Raw genomic sequence first — 21012 nt, forward strand, 5'->3', positions numbered from 1 at the left:
GAACTACCATCCACTGGCGAGTACATCTGCCAGGTGCATTGTCTGCAGGGCATGTCCGTTTTTTCGGATATAGCCCTGCAGGTGCATCAGGCAGGACAGATCGGTAGAGATCAAGTATTGTGCTCCGGTAGCCAGGGCATTTTCCACCTTCTGCTCACCCATGGCCACGGAAATGGATTCATATTTAACGGCAAAGGTTCCACCAAAACCACAACAGGTTTCCACATCGTTCATTTCAACCAACTCCAATCCCTTTACTTTCTCCAATAACTTCCGGGGTTCTTTTTTTATGCCACATTCCCGTAGCCCGGCGCAACTGTCATGATAAGTGGCTTTGCCTTTCAGCGTGGCACCGAGATCGGTAACCTGCAGAACATTTACCAAAAACTCTGAGAACTCATAGATGCGACCGGTGAGTTCCTTTACTTCATTGTGACGGGAAGAGTTATCAAACAGCTTGGTGTAGTAGTTCCTGACAAAACCAACGCAACTCGCACTGGGGCCGACAATGTACTCTGCCTCTTTGAAATCATCTACAAATTTGGCTCCTACGGAGCGTGCCTCATCCCAAAAACCCGCATTGAAAGCAGGTTGCCCGCAACATGTCTGGTTTGTATTGTAATTGACCACACAGCCTGTTTTTTCCAGCACCTTGACCATATTAAAGCCGGTTTCAGGATAAAGCTGGTCAACAAAACAAGGTATGAAAAGATGTACGTTCATGGTGTTCCGGGGAACGGGTTCATTTGTTCAAGTTACGCGAAAAGGCGATCATTTTCAGGGCGGTGATTGCCGCTTCTTCGCCTTTATGTCCATGTTTTCCACCCAGTCTTTCCCGCGCCTGCTCTTCATTATCTACGGTCAGTACCCCAAAAATGGTGGGAACAGGAAGGAGTAGGTTGAGTTGGGTGATGCCATCGGTGACCGACCGGCACACATATTCGAAATGGGGTGTTCCACCCCGGATCACACAACCCAGGGCGATATAGGCATCTGGTTTGTGCTTTACACTGACATTGTCCCAATGCTTCTTAATGGCAAAGGGGATCTCTATAGCCCCTGGAACGATCAGGGTTTCCAGGCTTTTTACTTTTTCATTCTTAAAATAGCGAAGACAGCCATTCTCGAGTTCATCGGTAATCGCGGCATTCCATTCTGTTTTGACCAAAACAATACAGGCATTCTTTTTCAGAATGCCTGCAGCTGTATTCAATAAGTTACTATTGCTTATATCCGCCATAGAAGAAGCTTTTACAGGCCTCCAAGTTTACCCAGATACTTATCTGCTTCACTACCGGCAGCGGTCCTGGGGAATTTTTCTTTCAATTCTTTGAAAAGTTCAATGGCTTCTTTTGTCTTGCCCGTTTTTTCACAGAGCATTGCAGCCATGGAAAGATATACGGCAGAATTCTCCTTGTCTTCTGTGAAATGACCGGCTGCCTTTTTATACAGATCGATAGCCTTGTCATTTTTGCCTTGTTCGGACAGTACATCGGCATGCAGCTTAAAGGCGGTTGCCTGTAACATTTTCTGATCTGTGTGGAAATCCGAGATGTATTGTTCGGCTTTGGCAAAATCACCGGTACGGGCATAGCAATCGGCCGCATATAAGCGAGCCAGGTTGCCTGCGGGTGTATTGCCATATTTGCTGATCACTTTTACAAAACCCGGATTGATCAGGTCTCCATTCAGGGCTTTCTGAAGTGAATCCCTGCGATAATACTCTTCTGCTTTAAAGAGGGCATCTTCTGCTTTGGCAAGCAAGGGTTCTTTGTAGAATTTTTTATATCCGATGTAGCCACCGGCAATTAAAATGATCAGGGCACTGGCGATCAGGATGGGGCGTTGGTATTTTGACCAAAAATCTTTGGCCTTTTCCACCACTACCTCATTGTGGTCTTTTTCGATCACCTGGTTCTCTTTCGACATATCTGTTGGGTTTTTTTATAAAACGGTTGATTGTTTTTAGTCTACAATAAACGGATAGTTCTTATCCACATAAATATCTTTCAATACTTCATCATCATCCGGCCAGGGGCTTTCTTCTGCAAAGCGAACGGATTCATTCACGATATCATCCACCCGGGCATTGATACCATTGATCTCTTCCTGGGATGCGTGTTTTTGCTGGAGGATGGTTTGAAGAACCTGTTGAAGCGGGTCTTTGTCTTTGTATTCGTCCACTTCTTCTTTGGTACGGTATTTCTGAGGATCAGAAATCGAATGGCCTTTGTACCGGTATGTTTTCATTTCCAGCAAGGTGGGGCCATCACCCTGACGCGCTCTTTTTACAGCGCGGGCTACTGCTTCATGAACGGCTTCGGGGTGCATGCCATCAACAGCATCACCAGGCATTTCATAAGCATCGGCCAGTTTGTAAATATCGATCACATTGGAAGTACGCTCTACGGAGGTACCCATGGCATAGTTATTATTCTCGCAGATGTAGATCACCGGAAGTTTCCAGAGCATGGCCAGGTTGAATGATTCATGCAGGATTCCCTGGCGGGCAGCGCCATCACCAAAGAAACAGAGCACCACATTGTCGGTGCCTTTGTATTTTTCTGCAAAGGCCAATCCCGTACCGGTTCCGATCTGTGCGCCTACGATACCATGACCTCCAAAAAAGTTTACATCCTTCCCGAAGAAGTGCATCGAACCACCTTTTCCTTTGGCATTACCTGTTGACTTGCCATAAAGTTCTGCCATACAACTGTTGACAGAAACCCCTTTGGCAATCGCAAGACCATGATCGCGGTACGCGGTGATATAAAGATCTTCCGGACGTGTAGCGGTCATACATCCCGCGGCAATGGCCTCCTGTCCTACATAGGCATGAAAAAACCCACGGATCTTTCCTTCCATTTTGTACTTTTCTTCCGCCATCAGCTCAAACTGGCGGATCAGTTGCATCAGTTCGTACCAGTACAGGTAAGTCTCTTTGGAAAATTTTGTCGCCACCGGCTAAAATTTTGAGGTGCAAAAATAGGGAATCAGGCGTGGAAATTAGGATTTTTACAGCATAAATTTACACCCCCATCGTGTTGAAAATTAATTCCATATCGTTGGTCCAGTTTAAGAACTACGCAAACCGGACTTTCTCCTTCCCCGAGCGGGTCACGGGTATTTGTGGGCGGAATGGAGTGGGTAAGACCAATCTGCTGGATGCCCTGCATTATCTGTGCTTTACAAAAAGCTATTTTACCCGTCAGGATGGGGCTTGTGTTCGGCAGGGAACATCGGGCTTTCGGCTTGAAGGACAGGTAGATTACAAGGGTATGACGGAGAAAGCTGTATGTCTTTTGCGGGAAAACGGGAAAAAGGAGTTTTCCATTGATGGGTTGGCCTACGACCGTTTTTCTGCCCATATAGGGCGTTATCCCTGTGTGATCATCGCTCCGGATGACATGGAGATCATTACGGGAGGGAGTGAGGACAGAAGGCGGTTCCTGGATGCCCTGCTCAGTCAGGTTGACCCGGAATACCTTCAACACCTGATTCTTTATAACAAAGTGCTGGTACAGCGCAATTCCCAGCTTAAACGCATGGCGGAATCGGGGCAACAGGACCTGGCCTTGCTGGAGGTGCTGGACAAACAGCTTATTCAGGAAGCCGGGCCGATTTTTGAAAAAAGACGGGATTTCCTGGTTTTGTTCCTTCCTATGGTCAAACAGGTGTACAATGAGATTTCCGGGCAATTTGAGGATGTAAGTCTGATTTATGACAGTGAAATGTTGGAGGCTGGTTTGGACGAACTGTTGAAACTGACCCGGAAAAAGGACCTGGCCCTGCAGCGCACCACCTCCGGTATTCACCGGGATGATATCGAGATCCAGTTTGGCGGAATGGCCTTTCGCCAAATTGCTTCCCAGGGGCAACGTAAGAGTTTGCTATTTGCCCTGAAACTGGCCGAGTTGGAGGTCCTACTTCAGCGAAAAGGGTTTCCTCCCCTGCTTTTACTGGATGACGTATTTGAAAAACTGGATGAGGACCGGATTGCCAACCTGCTCGAACGGGTTTGCCTCCACCATGAAGGCCAGGTGCTGATCACCGACACCAATGCCGAACGTCTTGCTGCCCATCTTGACCAAACGGGTATCCCCTATTCCCTCCTTGACCTTTGATTCAGTACCTTTGACCCATGGGCGAATTTTCACTGGGCGAAGCCATTCAATCCTTTCTGGCCAAAAGCCGGATCAAAGGTTCCATCCAATCCCTTCAGATCGAAGAGATGTGGGAGGAAATCATGGGGAAAACCATTGCCCGCTATACCGAAAGCATTCGCATTTTTGGCGATAAACTGGTGATCCGTACAGATGTGGCCCCTTTACGCACGGAACTAAACTTTCAAAAGGAAAAGATCAAGACCCGGGTAAACGAAGCCCTTGGAGAAAATAAGATACAGGAAGTCATCATTCAATAAGCCTTGGTTTCTCAACTCAACTCTACTCGTCGGCTGAGCAAGGCATCCAGGAGATCATCTACGGAAAGTATTCCCCTGAAATCAAAATTATCAAATACCGCCAGGAAGCGTGACTTATGCTGGTGTAGCAACCGGATGCATTTCTCTACGGTATCACCGATCATGGCTGTGGGGAACCGGGTTTCCAAAACATCCCGCACTTTCAGGTTTTGAACCGGGATCTTTTTCATGAGGCTTTTGGCCAGTATCTCATGATCAGACAGGATTCCCATAAAACAATTATTATCTCCCAGTACGATAAGATGATCGGTATTTTCATTGGCCATTCGATGAAGTGCATCATCGAGTGGTTCGGTTGGACCGATTGTATGAAAATTGGGTGATTTTTGATTAAGCAGGACACTGATCTTTTCCATAGTTGAATGGGAAGTTTTTGCCCCTATTCAAGTTAGGACAATATTCCTGACAGAAAGCATGATACTGGTCAGTTCTTTGTCTGAATACCGCCATATTATTATTTTTTTCGAATGCGGGGATCCACCCAACCGTATAGGATGTCTGCCAGTACATTGACCAGGATGAAAAAAGTGGCAGACAAGAGTACCGAGCCCATGACGACTGGGAAATCCAGTTTCTCAAAAGCATCGACGGTAACCTTACCAATTCCCTGCCAGCCAAATATGTATTCAATAAAAAAGGCACCTGCAAGCAGTTCGGCAAACCATCCGGTAACCGCGGTGATCACCGGATTCAGCGCGTTGCGCAAGGCATGTTTGCCAATGACGCGCATTTCAGAAAGACCTTTGGCCCGGGCGGTCCTTATATAGTCCTGTTGCAGCGTATCCAGCATGGAGCTACGGGTCAATTGCGTAATGATCGCGAGTGGCCGGATGCCAAGGGTAAAGGCGGGCAGGATAATATTTTTCAGGGTTAGTCTTCGCTCCCCCGTAAGTTCATCCATTTCAAACCAGTTGCCGGTCAGGTGAAGTCCGGTAAAATCACTCCATACAAATCCAAACAAATAAGCGATCAGTATCCCCATGAAAAAAGAGGGGGCCGAAATACCCAGTATACTGGTGAAAACTGCTGAACTGTCCAACCAGGTATCCTTCTTTACAGCGGAAAGTACGCCAAGCGGGATGCCTAGTAATACAGCGATCAACAGGGCTGCCGTGGCCAGCATCAAAGTGCCTGGCAGCGCTTGAAGCAGAATACTCCCCACCTCCTTCTTTGACTGATATGACCGGCGGAGATACGGCCATTTGACCGCCAGGGTGGTTTTTTTCCCAATGAAAATACCCTTCAGCCCTTTTTTGGTTATTTCCTCCCGGTCGTGAATGGCCAGGGGTGAGATATCATTCATGTACAGTAGAAATTGCTTCCACTTAGGTTGGTCAAGGTTCAATTCCTTTCGGATATTTTCGCGGGTCAGGGAATCTCCGCTTTGTCCCAATACAAGCCGTGAAGGGTCACCAATTCCCTGAAAAAGAAAAAACACAAGCATGACGACCCCGGCCAGTACCAGGCCCCCATATAAGAGGCGTCTAATGATCAGACGGATCATGGTGTCTGTAGGGTGTCGGTTGAATTGAACAATGTATCAGGTTGGATTGGTTCTTCAGGATAAGGAGGTGTTAGCGGCCGCCTGTTGCCCAGCGTAAACAGGAGTCCAAATACAGTACGCTGGCTCCATTTATTCTCTACCCTTCCGCGATTAAGCAGGTAATAGGTAGGCCAGGAACGGGCAGCGGTGCGAATGGCAGTGAAATCGCAGGAAAAAATGGGAAGGTCATCCATTCCCACATCCTTTAGATCTGCCTTTACCGATTCGATAGAGGTAGTGACCAAACATACCGGGATGAATTTCGTATTTGCTAATTCCACAACCGGTCGTAGTTTCTCTTTCCAGTTCCCGGGCATTTTGCCAAGTTCTTCCACGAAGACCAAAATAGCCTGTTCATAATTCAGGATGATGTCGGTGGAATCGGCACCCGTTATACCCCGGAGGGCAAAGCCTTTGATCGGGGGTTCGGCATTTCCTTTTCGAACCAGTTTATCAATACGGTCAATATACTTGTAGGTTTTGAAATCGGCCGGTAATTCTGTTGGTGAAAATTCATACCTCGTACCGTTTTTCTCATAGATATACCGAATGGCAAAACTATCGGTCAATGCCCCTGTCGGAGGCTTCATTTTTTCCGGGATGCTGTTCCCTTTTTTGAATGGAAGGCAATCAATGGGAGGTAAAAAGGCCCAGGCATACCATTGCAGGCCTGCACTCAGGATCACCGACATGCCCAGAAGGACATGCGTGGCCCGGTTGCTGAAAAGAGGCTGGATAAATTTTTTCCCAATCAGTAAGACCAGGATCATAACCAGTAATACCAGGTCCTTGATAAAGGAGGTCTTTGAGGTAATGGGAATACAATCTCCAAAGCAACCACAATTCTTGAATTTGCCCGAGAAGTGGGCATAGCCGGTTAGGAAAGTAAAGAAGACGATTAAAAGCAAGAGTAACCAGACGATCCATTTGGCTTTCCAACCCAATAGTAAGGCTACACCGGCAACGATCTCAAAGGCGATCATGGTGACGGACAGTGCCAGGGTATAGGAATTAAGGCTCCCCCATCCCCACAGGTCAAAAAACTCCTGCATCTTATAACTCAGCCCCAGGGGATCTATGGCCTTTACCAGTCCCGAAAAAATAAAGAGAAGGCCGACGATGACCCGTAAAAGTTGAATGATGTATTTCACGCCTTTGGATTTATGCGGTGTGAAAATAGCCAATAATTCTATGCTTTATCGGGATAAAGGATCAAAGCGAATACCGCATAGTTGATGATATCAAAATAATTGGCATCGATCCCCTCACTGATCAGTGTTTTCCCTTCATTCGTCAAAATTTGCCGGATGCGTTGGAGTTTCATAAGGATCAGATCGACGAAACTTTCCTGGCTCATACTTCTCCAGGCCTCGCCATAATCATGATTTTTATCGGCCATCAGCTGTTCTGCCTGCAAAACATATTTGTTGTACAAGGTTTCGACATGTTCAGGGGCCAGTTCTTCGGGGTCTTTTTCGGTCAGTTGCAGTTGCATCAAACCGATCACTGCGTAATTGATAATTCCCCGGAATTCGCCAGGGATATCATCGGCTACCTTTTGTTGTTTTTTTTCCTGAATGGTGCGTATCCGTTGCGCTTTGATGAAAATCTGATCAACAATTGAAATGGTACGCAGAACCCGCCAGGCCGTGCCATAGTCACGGGTTTTTTTAATAAAAATATCCTTGCTTTGCCGAATGGCCTCTCCGTATTGCTGATGGGTGTCCGTCATTGGTCTTTATTCTATACTTTAGCTTCAAAAGTAACAAACTACCCGCGAATGTTCACATGGAATTGCAAAGGCAGACTGGTGGAATGGGAAGGCCCGTTGGTGATGGGGATATTGAATGTGACCCCTGATTCCTTTTACTCCGGAAGCCGGAAAAACGAGGAAAAAGAATGGATTGATACGGCAGACCGGTTCCGAAAACAGGGTGCTTTTATCGTAGATATTGGGGGGCAAAGTACCCGTCCGGGTGCGGATAAACTTGGTGTGCAGGAAGAGTTGAAGCGTGTGATCCCTGCCATTCAGGCGGTTCACGAGGCCTTTCCCGAACTCCTGATATCAATTGATACATTTTATGGCGAAGTGGCAAGGCAGGCGGTAAATGCCGGCGCCTCTATTGTCAACGATGTCAGTGCCGGCGCCATTGATCCGGATATGATTCCGGCGGTTGCCTCCCTGAAAGTGCCGTATGTATTGATGCATATGCCCGGAACGCCCCAGGATATGCAATCAAAAACAACGTATACCCAGATTGACCTTGACCTGCTTGATTTTTTTACCCAAAAGATAAAAGTCTTAAAGGAACAGGGTATTCATGATATTATACTTGATCCCGGATTTGGTTTTGGGAAAACGCCCGAGCAGAATTTTTCCCTTATCCGGTATTTGCCCGTTTTCCACTCTCTGGGGTATCCCCTTCTATTGGGGGTATCACGCAAATCCACGATATACCGAACGCTGGGCATTACAGCCGAGGAAGCGCTGAATGGCACCACCGTGCTACATACTGCCGGATTACTAAACGGAGCAGATATACTCCGTGTGCATGATGTACGGGAAGCGGTTGAAGCGATCACGCTGGTCAGTCATTTAAAAGAAAAACCTGCCGGTATGGCCGGCAGGTTTTAATAAATTCTTCGAAGATTTTTGGTTATTGGCCTCCGGGCACGATGTCGGGTTGGGCAATTGGCTCATCCGATACTTCGAGTACCTCGATATCAAAAACAAGGGGTTCAAATGTCTTTCCACCAGGCCCAGGCTGGCTGCCATAGGCCAGGAATCCAGGTATGAACAATGTGCCTTTGGCACCCTGGTTAAATACCACCAAACCTTCATCCCAGCCATGGATAACGCCTCCGACACCTACCTGAAGCGGGTAGATATTTGATTCAAAGGTGCTGTCATTGGCCATCAGACGACCCGAATATTTGATCCGGGCATATTTGCCGGCATTCAGGGCCGGGCCGGTACCGGGATCCTGGATCGTGTAAAACACACCAGATTCGGTTTTCTTGGCATTGGTAATATTCTTCTTTTTCAAATATTCTTCCACTGTTTGGATGCCGCGGGCAATTTCACCTGATTTTTGCATTTCTTCCAGGTTCTTCTTGCGTGTTTCAGCTACCTGGGTCATCTGTTCTTTCAGACGACGAGGCATATCCTTTTTCATTTCACGGGTGTATTCTGCCTGGGCAAGGGAATCAACTGTATACACTTCAATGATCCGGAAGCTGGTAACAAAGCGGTCGCCTTTTTTTACATTCATATTGATCTGTGCGCCTCTCTTGATGAGTGAATCCACCATCTCGATCGCCACAGCGCTATCCCCTTTTCGCATTAAAGGAAGGAGCTCGAGAATGCTGTACTGCGTGTTGGGCGATACCTCTACCCGGGCAAAACCGGGCATTTTGCCATGGCTGTCATACAATACAGAATCATTGAATTTGCGTACATAATCAAACTTAACGGCCCACCCGGTTTTCAGCAAAGAATCCTTAGGGTCACCTTTGGCAAACAGTTGGTAAACCAGTCCGCTTTTGGTTTTTTTAAAGGATCCCTGGTTGCAGGCTGTAAAGGCCAATATCAGGAAAGGAATTAATAAGAGCAGGGGCTTTTTTTGCATGTTTTTGTTTTTACTATTGAGTCAGAGTGTTATTCGAGTAAGTGTTTGTTTTCTTTGAGTGCCTGTTTAAAATCAGCAACAGTTTGCTCAATGCTCTTGGAACTTCTGCCACCGGAGGCGTTGTAGTGACCGCCGCCTTCAAAATATTTACGGGCAAAGGTATTACAGTCAAATTCCCCTTTGCTGCGGAAGCTCCATTTTCTTTCCTCGTCACGGTCGATCACAATGGCCACCATTTTAATGCCCTGGATGGTTTGTGGGAAATTGACCAGCCCTTCCGTGTCGCCCGTCTTGATATGGAACCGCAGAAGATCTGATTTGGGCACGGTAAGCAGTACGGTATTGTATTCATACATCACTTCCATGCGGTGCAGGAGCACATGGCCGATAAAGCGAAGACGGTTTTCCAGGTAATTATCAAAAAGCTGGTCATGCACATGCATGTGTTCCAATCCACGTTCCTTCAGATCGGCCACCAGGCGATGCACCCCGGCATGGGTAGAGGAAAACCGGAACGATCCGGTATCAGCAATGACACCCGCGTAAATACAATCGGCAATGGAGCTATTGATTTTATCCGCATTCCCGGAGGAGATGATCAGGTCATAGATCATCTCACAGGTGGAGGATTTAGAGGTATCACTGATGCCGTACTGGAATGTGGCCTCATCGGGTTCGCGGTGGTGATCGATCAGGATCTTGGTACAATCCAGGGCTGCTAATACCGGCGCAAGATTTTTGGTCCGGTCGAGATGGTTAAAATCGAGGCAAAACAGCCAGTCGATCCCTTTCAGGGCTTCTTCGGCTGCGGCGCGGTGCCGGTCAAAATCTATCACTTCTTTACAACCTGGCATCCAGTTCAGCCAGCCTGCCCAATTGGTTGGGGAAATGACCTTTACCTGGTGCCCCAGTAGCTGGAGAAAGGCAGAAAGGGCCATAGCGGAACCCATCGCATCCGCATCAGGTTTTTGATGCATGGTGATACCCACCTTTCGGGGGATGTGTAATTCCGGAAATAGATCAGCAAGGGGTTTCATAAAACGGTGGCAAAAGTAGCTTTAATTTAGGAATTATCGTCGGAGATTCTATCTTTGCGGCGCAAAACACACACAATATGAGTAATCGTACACTTACCATGATCAAGCCCGATGCCATGAAAAGAGGTTATGCCGGGGCCATCCTGGACATGATGATCCAAGCGGGTTTTAAAGTCATTGCCCTGAAACAAACCAAACTGAGCGCGGAAAAAGCGGGTGAGTTTTATGCGGTCCACAAAGAGCGCCCCTTTTATGGAGAATTGGTAGATTTTATGAGCAGCGGACCCATTATCGCAGCGATCCTGGAAAAAGAAAATGCTGTCGCTGATTTCCGGACCCTGATCGGCGCTACCGATCCGGCCAAAGCCGCAGAAGGAACCATTCGTAAAAAATTTGCCAGTTCCATCGGCGAAAATGCTGTTCACGGCAGTGACAGCGATGAGAACGCTAAAATAGAAGGTGACTTTTTCTTCTCCGTTCTGGAGCGGATCTGATCCCTTTTGCAATGAATAAGTAGAACCCGTTCGCCAAAGGCGGACGGGTTTTATATTTCCTGTACAGGAACTACTTTATACGCTACCTGATTGTTCACAGGCTCGATCGAATAACCGGCGTCCCGAAGTAACTGGATCAATCCGTTCTTTCCTGGTAAATGCCCCGCTCCTACCGCGATCACAAATGTTTTATCCCGTAACAGCGTTTTAAGTTTGACCACCCAGTTACGGTTTCGGTTATTCAATAACAGGTCTTCAAAGTTGGCCACACCCATGTCTTCCTGATTGATCAAGGCTTCGAGTTTTTCAAGGTCCTGTGATTTGTAGGCATTTACCATGGTTTTATAGTCCTCAAGGTCTGTATTCACAGAGGCCGTGTCTGCATCAATATACCGGACCAGCAGGTCCGCTTGTTGTTTATACGGGATAGAATCAAAAATGCTCATTTGGTAGGCCAGGGTCTCCAGTCCATTGATCTTTTTCTTGTTCTTTTTTGCCTCGTTCATGATCACCTGCTCCATGGCGATATTTTGGTCGCAGGGAAGATTGTCCTGCATCAGCGTGGATGCGGCAAGGAAGGGTTTGTATTGCTCCAGCATGGAGAATGGCAATAATCCTCCCTTTTCAGTAAAATAGGCCTTTACTTTCTGATAATTTTCCTTGTCCAGCAGGTCAGCAAGGGTTGTATCATTTTTCATTTTCATACCGGTCATGGCCCCCATCATTTCCACCAGGTTATCCATATCTACTTCAAAATAAATACCCTGACTCCTTCGGATAGCCGACCGGAGGCTATCGCTTAATAGTGCATCTTCTTTGCATAACACATGGATGGTTCCAAAAAGATAAGAGGGCTGGGTCATCCCGTTTCCGGTAATGCGCCATAGCAGGGTCTTTTCCAGCGGGGAGTTTTCAGGGGTGGTTACAGTTTTTCTGGACGATCCGCAACCCATATTGACCAAGATCAGGAATAGCGCTATTATCAATTTGTAAACTTGCAGAGTTTTTAAAAAATTCATTATTTTCATTTCTTAATCATTAAATCTTACCAAATGAGAAAAAGCCTTCTTTTTCTTCTCCTGGCTTTCCTGGCCATTCACCTCAATGCCCAGAAGGTCAAAGATACAGAGATTCCCCCCTTCGGTACCGTTGACAAGTCTGATCTGGAACTGACCCAATGTTACTTTGATCCTGATGCAGAAGCCATGATCCTGTTGGAGGATGGCGAGCTAGCTTATATTGACGGGATCGGAATCGTGTTGGAAAAACGGATACGGATAAAGATTCTTAAAAAAGAAGGTCTTGATCGGGCTGATATTCATTTACGATATAATAACAGTGATAAGGACCAGAGTATTCGTGATATCGCAGCCCAAACCTATAATCTGGATCCATCCGGAAAGGTCGTTATTGCCAAGGTGGATAAGAAACAGATATTTGACAAGAACATCAACAAGCGTGTGGCTGAAAAAGTTTTCACTTTTCCTGAAGTGAAAGTGGGCAGCATCATTGAATACAAATACAAACACAATGGTATTGGATTGATCAACTGGTATTTCCAGCATAGTATACCGGTGAAGGTGAGCCGCTATGTGCTGGACTTTCCTGATTATATTCAGATGCGCAATACCCCTTTTTGCTCCAGAAAGTATGAACACAAGGAAGAAAGTAAAGGGGCCCGGGTAGCACAGTCCTATCTGATGAAAGAGATACCCGGTTTTCGCAATGAAAGTAATGTGATCAATGAAGAGGCTTATATGGATCGGTTGGAAACCACCGTGTCTGCTTATAAAGAAGCCAGTGGATTGTGGAAAAACAGAAATGTCAATTGGATACAGGTGATCCGTTTTCTGATGGAAGATGAGGATTTTGGGATACAATTGAAAAGGGATATTCCCCGTACCTCTGATCTGGATCTGGAATTGGCCCAGGTAAAAGATGATTACAACCGGATGAAAACAATTCATGCTTATGTACGGAAGAACATGACCTGGAATGAGTACTATGGCATATGGGCTCTGGATGGCGTGAAAGCGGCCTGGAAGGACAAAAAGGGAACAGCTGGTGAGATCAATCTTATTCTGGTGAATTTACTTCGCAATGCCGGTCTGGATGCTAAACCCGTTTTGGTGAGTACCCATGATAATGGCCTCGTGAACGCCACTGATGCCGGGACCTATGATTATCCGGGTTTCAACCAGTTCAATAAAGTTTTAGCGCATGTAACCATCGGAGGAAAGGTATATGTGCTGGATGGTTCTGAAAAGGAGACCCCTACTCATCTCATCCCCAGGGAGGTGTTGATGACCGAAGGACTGGTCATTGAAAAAATTGATACAGGTGAATGGGGATGGGTAAATCTGTGGGACCCTGCAGAAACCTATAAGGAAGTTTTTGTACTTAGTGGGCATGTGGAAGCCGATGGAAAGGTCAGGGTCAAGGAAGATATTACGAGTATTGATTATTCCCGGTTGCGCAAGATAGGATTGGTCAGAAAAGGGGAAAAGGAATTCAGGGATCGGTTTTTACATGGAGATGATCCCAATATTCAAATTGACAGTTTGACCTTTGAAAATAAGGAATCCGATTCTTTACCGCTGGTACAACATATTCAGTTTACAGAATCCCTTAATGGTACAGGAGATTATCTTTTTCTTTCTGTAAATAAATTCACCGGGTTGGAGAAGAATCCCTTCATCGCTGATACCCGTCAGGCCGATGTATTTTTTGGGGCTAATCAATCCTACCTGATCACGGGGAATGTATTTCTTCCGGAGGGATATGAATGGGATGCGCTGCCAAAAAACCTTCGTATGATCATGCCGGATACGAGCATTTCCATTACCCGGATTTCCCAGGTTTCCAATGACCGGCTTTCCATGCGGATCACCATTGATTTCAAGAAACCCTTCTTTTCCGTTCAGGAGTATGGTGCCTTTCATGAATTTTATAAGCAATTGTTCGACATCCTGAATGAACAATATGTGATCAAGAAAAAAGCCAGACCATGAAAGTTGGTTTCCATAAATTCTTCTGGCTTTCAATTTTTATTTTAGGAGCCAGTTCGGTATTTGGTCAGCAAATTGGAGCAGTGGGTGCTTTCACACAGGCGGAATGGGATATGAAAGCCTGTTCCTTTGATCCGGAAGCGGCAGCTGTTTATTTAGACTATGAAGCAGTCACAGATTATGATGCGGAATATCGAATGATCACAAAGTATCATGTGCGTTTGAAGATCCTTAAGGATAAAGGCATTTCAGCCGGCGATGTGATCATCCCATTTTATCACAGGGAGGATTTTGAAAGTATTACAGATATCGAAGGCGTTTCTATATCTCCAGATCCATCCGGGAATCCGCAAATGAATCACATCGATAAGAAATCCATTTACACCAAACAAGAGAATGAATTCTATAGTACGATTCGATTGGCCTTTCCTGCCGTTAAAGCCGGAACGATCATTGATTACAAGTTTATCAGCACAAAAAAGAACTATGGAGGATTGGAGAATTGGGTGTTCCAACATGAGTATCCGATAATTCGGAGTAAGTATTACCTGGTGATTCTGAGCAATTTCGAGTTTAGTTATTCGGTCATGAAGCAGGCCCAATACAGAGTCGATGTTAAAAATTATCCGGAAAAAGGGGCTATTTCATTTGAAATGAGAAACCTTCCTGGGTTTTTGGATGAAGCCTACATGGATGCCCGTAAGGATTACCTCCACCGGGTAAATTTTCAACTTTCGAGAGACCGCAACGGTAAAAAATACATGCAGGATTGGGATCATGTAGCACAGGAATTTTGGGCAGATCGGGATTTTGGAAAGCAATTGGATGAGAAAATTCCAGATGCCCGGTCGTTTATTATGGGCTTACAGAAGGATCCTTCCCAGGTTTCAAGAATGATTTCCATTTACCATCATCTTCAAAAGAATTTTACCTGGAATGGAATTGAATCAAGGTATTCAATTGAAGGGGTAAGGAAGACCTGGGAAAAAAAGACAGGAAGTTCGGGTGATCTTAATTTGTTGTTACTAAACCTGCTTCAACAGGCAGGAATTGAGGCTGAACCTCTTTTGGTAAGTCGAAGAAGGCATGGAAAGGTCTATAAAGAAATACCTTTTGCGGATCAATTTAGTACCGTTTTTGCTTATGTTATCCTGGACGGGAAGAACTATATCCTCGATGCGTCAAACGAACTGGGTGACCCCTTATTGTATCCAGTATCCGTTCTGAATACAACCGGATTGGTCGTGCGAAAAAAAACAGGTTTATTATTCGATATCAAACCGCAGACATTATATTCCACCATGTCCTCCATCAGCTTAAAATTTTCGGGTGACCAGTTTGAAGGAGAAGGATACCTGGCATGTATGGGTTATGCAAAATATGTGCGGCTTAGTGACTGGAAGTCATCTCCCGCAGAATACCAAAAGGAATTTACTAAAGGAATTGATGAAATTTCCTTGTATGATTTTAAAGTGACCAATGACGAAGCCGATACCCTTGCCCTGGAACATCGATTTAAATTTAAACTACCTGCTACTCAAACCGGAGACTACCTGTTTGTGCCTATGGACCTCTTTTCGGGGCTGGATGCTGCCAATCCGTTTATCAGTACCAACCGGTTTAGTGATATTAATTTTGGGTTTAATCAACGATTTCTTTTAAACCTGATTATTGATATCCCGGAGGGGTATATGTTGGAAGGACTGCCAGCTCCAGCGCGTATCACAGATCCCAGTAAGAGTATCGTCTTATACAGGGAAGCTGCTATGCAGGAAACCACCGGAAAAATCATGATGCGATTTGAGCTGCAGTTCAACCGAAGTAGTTTTTTTAGTAATGAGTACGATATGGTCAAGGAATTATATAAAAGGATATACAATCTATTGGACGAAAAAATAGCCTTTAAAAAGAAATGACATGCACAAATACCTGTTTTTGTCGATATACATATGTGTGGCATTGCTTACCAACGCGCAAACGGTCTCCTATGATCTATCCTCTATTCCAGATTCAGTAAAAAAGGATGCCAGCGTGGTCACCCAATATGATCTTCAACGTGTGATCGTGGAAGAACAGGAAAAGGCGACCTATACCCGAAAACGTATTTTTAGTGTACTTAGTGAACAGGGAAAGGAAGCCCTGATGGTGTATGTTTATTCTACCAAATACGTCAACCTGGATGACCTCGAGCTAAAGGTCTATGACAAAACGGGGAAACAGATTTCAAAATACAAGAAAAAGGATTTGATGATGGAGGCAACGGGAGAAGGCCTGGTGGAGGATGGAGCTTATTATTATGTAAGTGTACCGGCCCCCTCCTATCCCGTTACCTTGGAATTGGACTATGTCATTAAATTCAAGGGAACCCTCAACCTCCCTTCGTTTCAAATTCTACGCCCGGGCGAATCAATCGTATCCTCTCTTTTTGAAGCCATCATACCAATGGAGCTTGGTTTAAGATATCGACCTAAAAATATTTCGATCCAACCTACCATCCGTGATCTTGGAAAATCAAAGTCCTTTTCCTGGGTTGTAAAGAACCTGCCTCCTTTTGAGTATGAGGAAGGTGCTGTAATTTATGGAGATCGCTACCCCTCCGTAGATATTGCTTTAAACAAATTCTCACAATATGGTTACCAAGGTGACCTGAGTTCATGGAACCAGTTTGGGCAGTGGATCGGAGGACTTTACAAGGGACTTGATGCTTTACCGGAAGAAAGAGTTCAGTTTTTTCGTGACCTCGTAAAAAATGCCGGATCTGATAGAGAAAAGGCAAGCATCTTGTATAAGTATATGCAAGAAAACTTTCGGTATGTTAGTATTCAATTGGGAATTGGCGGATTAAAACCATTCTCAGCAACCTTTACTGATGAAAAGAAGTATGGAGATTGTAAGGGACTCAGTAATTATATGAAGGCCGCTTTGGCCTCGGTTGGGATTCGCAGTCACGTGGCTATCATCAATGCAGAATACAATGCACTTCCAGTTGAACCGAGTTTCCCGGCAAACGATTTTAACCATGTCATCCTCTGTATTCCTCAATCCAAAGATTCAATTTGGTTGGAATGTACCAGCAGTACTGCCGCGTTTGGAGAATTAGGAACATTCACAGAAAATCGAAATGCCTTGCTGGTTACTGAGAATGGCGGCGTATTAGTACCTACCCCAAAGAGTAAGGCAGAGGCCAACAGTTTTCTTATTCATAATAAGATTGATCTTTCGGCCGACGCTTCCGGAATGATCGAGTCCAATTTTCATTCAACGGGGGCATTTAAGGAAATGATCGATTATATCCTGAAAGAGAAAAAAGATGACCAAAAGGAGTCAATCGTTTTTACACTTGGGTTTAAACAACCAGATGATTTTTTGATGGCCAAAGAGAAGGAGAAGGTCAATTTGAAACTCCAGTTCGAAAAAATCCCGGAGTTTACAGCCGGCAATAAAATTTTCCTCGCAACCCACCCGTATAAATTATGGACCCGGGTGATGCCCAAAAACGATAACCGAAAGCTGGATTATTATTTCCAAAACCCTTTTATTCATCGGGATACCACCCAGATCAAACTACCTGATGGCTTTTTGGTGGATGCCTTGCCCAAACCACGAGAGTTTAATAATGCGTATGCAGCCTATCGTTCAAATTATTGGTTTGATGAAGCCAGTAAGACCATCCACAGTGTAGTAGAGTTAAAATTATTACAGCACCGCATCCCGGCCAGTGATTTCAAACTCGTTAAACAATTCTTTGAAGAAGTGTTAAAGGAGGAGAAGCAGCGGATTGTGGTGAAGAAGTCGTGAGGCGTCTCACACTTCACGCTACCACCGCCTCTTCCCCATACACCTGATCCTTGAATTGCAGGGAAGGCGATGGAAGGAATTCCCCGAGACCTAACCCGGCCCATTTCTCATCAACCGAACGAATAGTATCAGGGGCGGCGACAATGATATTGGGCCAATCCCGGTGAAAATCGTCATGTTCCTTTGTCTTTCTTGTTCCATCAAGGCCCATGCAGGCAAAGAGTTTACCACCAGCGGCTAATTCTCTTTGGTGCAGGAAATGATCTCGTTTTGGATCAAGGTTATTGCAAAAACGCCAGAGAGCTGTTCCCAAATGACGGGCATTCACGGTATGCTCTACGTAGAGGATCAATTTTATACTTTCCAATTCAGGACGACTACAGAGACGCTCGTGGAGGTCGGATACATGGCCTTTTCTGTCTTTTTTTATGGATACGATAAGACAGGGTATTTGATTATTGAGCAGTTGGCTGTTCACTGAAATGATCTCGGGGAAGTTATTCACTACCTCATCTGTCCAACCTTCTCCACAGGATTTCCATTGATAGCGCTCATCGATCTCTTCTTCTGTTTTTTTGGTTCCATCCATGCACATTTTTCCCCCAAATCCCAGTTTACTGCAACTATGATCCAGAACGTCCATCGGCCCCTGGGAAAAATAGAGATCGGTTGCCGGATTCAGGTTCCGGAATATCTCTTGTGAAAGTGGCAGATAATCACTGATCGGTGTTTCCCCATCCGCCAGCACCAGTATCTTATTAAACATCATTTGACCCGCACCCCACATGGCATTCATCACTTTCTGACCCTGGCCGGCATATTCCTTGTTGATCTTCGTGATGACAAGGTTATGAAATACGCCTTCTACCGGCATATCCATATCCATGATCTCGGGCACCATGGTCATTTTGATCGGGGCCAGAAATATCCTTTCAGTGGCTTTTCCCAGCCAGGCATCTTCCTGCGGCGGAATACCTACGATGGTAGCGGGATAGACCGCATTTTTTCGGTGTGTAATGGCGGTAATGTGGAACCTGGGGTACCAATCAGGTAATGAATAATAGCCGGTATGGTCACCAAAGGGTCCTTCCCAGATCAATTCTTCAGCGGGGTCTACATAGCCTTCAATAATGAAATCTGCATCGGCAGGAACTTCGATTTCAGGTTGGGAGATGCATTTTACCAATTCCACTTTCTTTTTGCGCAGAAAGCCAGCCAACATGTATTCATCAACATTCTCCGGCAGCGGAGCGGTGGCAGAATAGGCATATACCGGATCTCCACCCAATGCCACGGCAACAGGCATGCGTTCTCCTCTTTTCTTGTATTCATTGAAATGTTTGGCCGAAACCTTGTGTTTATGCCAATGCATGCCGGTTAATTGTGGCCCAAATACCTGCATCCGGTACATACCCACATTCCGGGTTTGTGTATGGGGATCTTTGGTGTGAATGATGGGAAGTGTGACAAATGGCCCTCCGTCTTTTGGCCAACAGGTAATTACCGGAAGTTTGGTGATATCGGGATCCATGATCACCACTTCCTGACATTCCCCCCTCCCTTTTATTACTTTAGGCATCCAGGAAGCAAACTGCCCGAGCTTTGGGAGAACTTTTAGTTTGTCGAGGATACCTTCCTTTGGAGCGGACAATAATTTAAACAAGGATTCGATTTCTCTGGCCACATCATCGAGGTGTTGCACACCCAATGCCAGGCACATCCGTTTTTCACTACCATAGGCATTCATCAGAACCGGAAAATCGTAACCGGTGTTTTCAAATAGAAGGGCTTTCCCGCCACCGGGTGTCTTGCTGATTCGGTCGGTTACCTCAGCGATCTCGAGTTTGGGGTCTACATAGGTCTTGATCCTTACCAATTCGCCTGCCTGTTCGAGTACCTGAATAAAATGCTGCTGGTTCTTGTATGCCATTGTCAATTGTATATTACAAAAGTAAATTACAATCGGCACTTATTAATGTTTAACCTGGAGGGGTAAGATGACAGATGACGGATGATAGTCATCTGTCATCTTATTCTCTGTGGTCAAGAAAGCTTAAAGAGGAACTGTCGGACAGGCATTACGGTTTCTTCTTCCCGGCCGGTAGCGACCATCATCTCCGGTCGTTTTTTTACCGATACGGAAGCTGACATTCAGGCCAGTGAAGTAATAGATATCCTTGTATTTCTCTCCACCACGCTGGGCACCTTTGGCGGGAATATTGGGGTCACCGCCGGGTAATTCATCTCCCCGGTAGGCCAGGGAGGCTGCCAAAGGACCGCGGGCATTGATCAGGTCATTCGGGTCGGCATAATTGGTGCTGACATCATCCAGGTAATCGGTCCAGGTCTTTCGAAGACCTACCTCCAACCCCACCCGGATGTCATCGGTGATGGCATATTTGAAACCTCCTCCAAACGGAAGGGAGAGTTGCAGCCTTGAATAGGGTTCTTTATTGTATCCGGCCAATCCCTGCCCTTCGGTTCCCAACGGCTGAAGAAAGCGTTTGGTGCCGGAAGAATCCAGGGTAAATGGATTGAAATGAAAAAGGGCCACCCCGCCAAAAAGATAGGGAGACCACCGTTTGTAATAGAGGTTATTAAAATAGAATTCACCCACCAGACTTAATTCGGTAATAGAGGTTTTGGCAGACAGGTTACGCGCTACCAACACATCCTTTTCCTGGTATTTATCATTTCCCTGAATACGCGCGTGTGTCAACCCGCCACGTAATATGATCTGGTCAAAAAGTTCATAACTCAGGGTAATTCCAATATGGCCATTGGTTTGGCGGAAGTCATAATACTTGTCTACCAGGTCGCCCTGATAGTTTGAGAGGCCTGTGGCCAGCCCCACATGCAAGTCCTGTGCCCTTGATGAAATGGCAAGGAATAAGAAAAATGGTATTGTCCAGAAAGTCTTCATAGCTCAGTTTTGGGTTAACTAACAAAAATGAGGCCTGATTCACCGTCCAATCACTCAACGTATTTAGTAACCGTTTGGTGCCGACTTGTATGTTAGT

The 21012-nt window shown here is 45.7% G+C and carries 20 protein-coding genes; 7 read left to right on the forward strand and 13 right to left on the reverse strand.

Features of this window, described 5'->3' with window-relative positions:
* Nucleotides 1-3 precede the first annotated feature (3 nt).
* From J0M30_09855 to pdhA, 4 genes are read right to left on the reverse strand one after another with little or no spacing between them, the layout of a single operon-like run.
* The gene (locus tag J0M30_09855) at nucleotides 4-723 is read right to left on the reverse strand and encodes a (Fe-S)-binding protein (GenBank protein MBN8667794.1); all 720 of its coding nucleotides are present in this window, start codon (nucleotides 721-723) and stop codon (nucleotides 4-6) included.
* Nucleotides 724-742: 19 nt separating this feature from the next.
* Nucleotides 743-1240: a 6,7-dimethyl-8-ribityllumazine synthase gene (locus J0M30_09860; protein ID MBN8667795.1), complete on the reverse strand. Its 498-nt coding sequence runs from the start codon at nucleotides 1238-1240 to the stop codon at nucleotides 743-745.
* A gap of 11 nt (nucleotides 1241-1251) precedes the next feature.
* Nucleotides 1252-1929 carry a tetratricopeptide repeat protein gene (locus J0M30_09865; GenBank protein MBN8667796.1) on the reverse strand — a complete coding sequence of 226 codons (678 nt, stop codon included), beginning with the start codon at nucleotides 1927-1929 and terminating at the stop codon, nucleotides 1252-1254.
* Between the two features lie 36 nt (nucleotides 1930-1965).
* Nucleotides 1966-2961 (reverse strand): pyruvate dehydrogenase (acetyl-transferring) E1 component subunit alpha, encoded by a 996-nt coding sequence (gene pdhA, locus J0M30_09870; protein MBN8667797.1) that lies wholly within the window; start codon nucleotides 2959-2961, stop codon nucleotides 1966-1968.
* A gap of 80 nt (nucleotides 2962-3041) precedes the next feature.
* On the opposite strand from pdhA, the gene recF reads away from it, so the two are divergent.
* Complete coding sequence (recF, locus tag J0M30_09875) at nucleotides 3042-4124, forward strand: DNA replication and repair protein RecF (GenBank protein MBN8667798.1); 1083 nt, start codon at nucleotides 3042-3044, stop codon at nucleotides 4122-4124.
* 17 nt (nucleotides 4125-4141) lie between these two features.
* The gene (locus J0M30_09880) at nucleotides 4142-4423 is read left to right on the forward strand and encodes a DUF721 domain-containing protein (GenBank protein MBN8667799.1); all 282 of its coding nucleotides are present in this window, start codon (nucleotides 4142-4144) and stop codon (nucleotides 4421-4423) included.
* Between the two features lie 11 nt (nucleotides 4424-4434).
* Here the strand turns inward: J0M30_09880 and J0M30_09885 are convergent, their stop codons facing one another.
* From J0M30_09885 to J0M30_09900, 4 genes are all read right to left on the reverse strand, one after another.
* Complete coding sequence (locus J0M30_09885; protein MBN8667800.1) at nucleotides 4435-4839, reverse strand: CBS domain-containing protein; 405 nt, start codon at nucleotides 4837-4839, stop codon at nucleotides 4435-4437.
* A 98-nt stretch (nucleotides 4840-4937) separates the two neighbouring features.
* Nucleotides 4938-5987, reverse strand: a complete 1050-nt coding sequence (locus J0M30_09890) for an ABC transporter permease (protein MBN8667801.1) — start codon at nucleotides 5985-5987, stop codon at nucleotides 4938-4940.
* Nucleotides 5984-7177: a DoxX family protein gene (locus J0M30_09895; GenBank protein ID MBN8667802.1), complete on the reverse strand. Its 1194-nt coding sequence runs from the start codon at nucleotides 7175-7177 to the stop codon at nucleotides 5984-5986. Before J0M30_09895 ends, J0M30_09890 begins: the two co-directional genes overlap by 4 nt.
* Nucleotides 7178-7215: 38 nt before the next feature.
* Nucleotides 7216-7758 carry a DUF1599 domain-containing protein gene (locus J0M30_09900; GenBank protein MBN8667803.1) on the reverse strand — a complete coding sequence of 181 codons (543 nt, stop codon included), beginning with the start codon at nucleotides 7756-7758 and terminating at the stop codon, nucleotides 7216-7218.
* Between the two features lie 48 nt (nucleotides 7759-7806).
* Here J0M30_09900 and folP point away from each other — a divergent pair, with 48 nt between their 5' ends.
* The gene (gene folP, locus J0M30_09905) at nucleotides 7807-8661 is read left to right on the forward strand and encodes a dihydropteroate synthase (GenBank protein ID MBN8667804.1); all 855 of its coding nucleotides are present in this window, start codon (nucleotides 7807-7809) and stop codon (nucleotides 8659-8661) included.
* A 22-nt stretch (nucleotides 8662-8683) separates the two neighbouring features.
* On the opposite strand, the gene J0M30_09910 is transcribed toward folP, so the two are convergent.
* Nucleotides 8684-9655 (reverse strand): FKBP-type peptidyl-prolyl cis-trans isomerase, encoded by a 972-nt coding sequence (locus J0M30_09910; GenBank protein ID MBN8667805.1) that lies wholly within the window; start codon nucleotides 9653-9655, stop codon nucleotides 8684-8686.
* Between the two features lie 29 nt (nucleotides 9656-9684).
* Nucleotides 9685-10692, reverse strand: coding sequence for a DHH family phosphoesterase (locus J0M30_09915; GenBank protein MBN8667806.1), 1008 nt, complete (start codon nucleotides 10690-10692; stop codon nucleotides 9685-9687).
* Nucleotides 10693-10769: 77 nt separating this feature from the next.
* On the opposite strand from J0M30_09915, the gene J0M30_09920 reads away from it, so the two are divergent.
* Nucleotides 10770-11186, forward strand: a complete 417-nt coding sequence (locus tag J0M30_09920) for a nucleoside-diphosphate kinase (GenBank protein ID MBN8667807.1) — start codon at nucleotides 10770-10772, stop codon at nucleotides 11184-11186.
* 50 nt (nucleotides 11187-11236) lie between these two features.
* Here the strand turns inward: J0M30_09920 and J0M30_09925 are convergent, their stop codons facing one another.
* A complete protein-coding gene (locus J0M30_09925; GenBank protein ID MBN8667808.1) occupies nucleotides 11237-12205 on the reverse strand; it encodes a TraB/GumN family protein in 969 nt (322 codons plus the stop codon).
* Nucleotides 12206-12238: 33 nt separating this feature from the next.
* On the opposite strand from J0M30_09925, the gene J0M30_09930 reads away from it, so the two are divergent.
* Genes J0M30_09930 through J0M30_09940 form a run of 3 tightly spaced genes read left to right on the forward strand, consistent with a single transcriptional unit; the run spans nucleotide 12239 to nucleotide 17992 of the window.
* Nucleotides 12239-14197 carry a DUF3857 and transglutaminase domain-containing protein gene (locus J0M30_09930; protein MBN8667809.1) on the forward strand — a complete coding sequence of 653 codons (1959 nt, stop codon included), beginning with the start codon at nucleotides 12239-12241 and terminating at the stop codon, nucleotides 14195-14197.
* Entirely contained in the window at nucleotides 14194-16110 is a 1917-nt protein-coding gene (locus J0M30_09935) for a DUF3857 domain-containing protein (protein ID MBN8667810.1), read from the forward strand. Before J0M30_09930 ends, J0M30_09935 begins: the two co-directional genes overlap by 4 nt.
* A 19-nt stretch (nucleotides 16111-16129) precedes the next feature.
* A complete protein-coding gene (locus J0M30_09940; protein MBN8667811.1) occupies nucleotides 16130-17992 on the forward strand; it encodes a DUF3857 domain-containing protein in 1863 nt (620 codons plus the stop codon).
* A gap of 13 nt (nucleotides 17993-18005) precedes the next feature.
* Here J0M30_09940 and J0M30_09945 read toward each other — a convergent pair whose 3' ends face one another.
* Nucleotides 18006-19922 (reverse strand): menaquinone biosynthesis decarboxylase, encoded by a 1917-nt coding sequence (locus J0M30_09945; protein ID MBN8667812.1) that lies wholly within the window; start codon nucleotides 19920-19922, stop codon nucleotides 18006-18008.
* A gap of 123 nt (nucleotides 19923-20045) precedes the next feature.
* Entirely contained in the window at nucleotides 20046-20915 is an 870-nt protein-coding gene (locus tag J0M30_09950; GenBank protein MBN8667813.1) for an outer membrane beta-barrel protein, read from the reverse strand.
* Between the last annotated feature and the right edge of the window lie 97 nt (nucleotides 20916-21012).

The organism is Chitinophagales bacterium, from assembly GCA_017303415.1.
Lineage (GTDB): Bacteria > Bacteroidota > Bacteroidia > Chitinophagales > Chitinophagaceae > SpSt-398.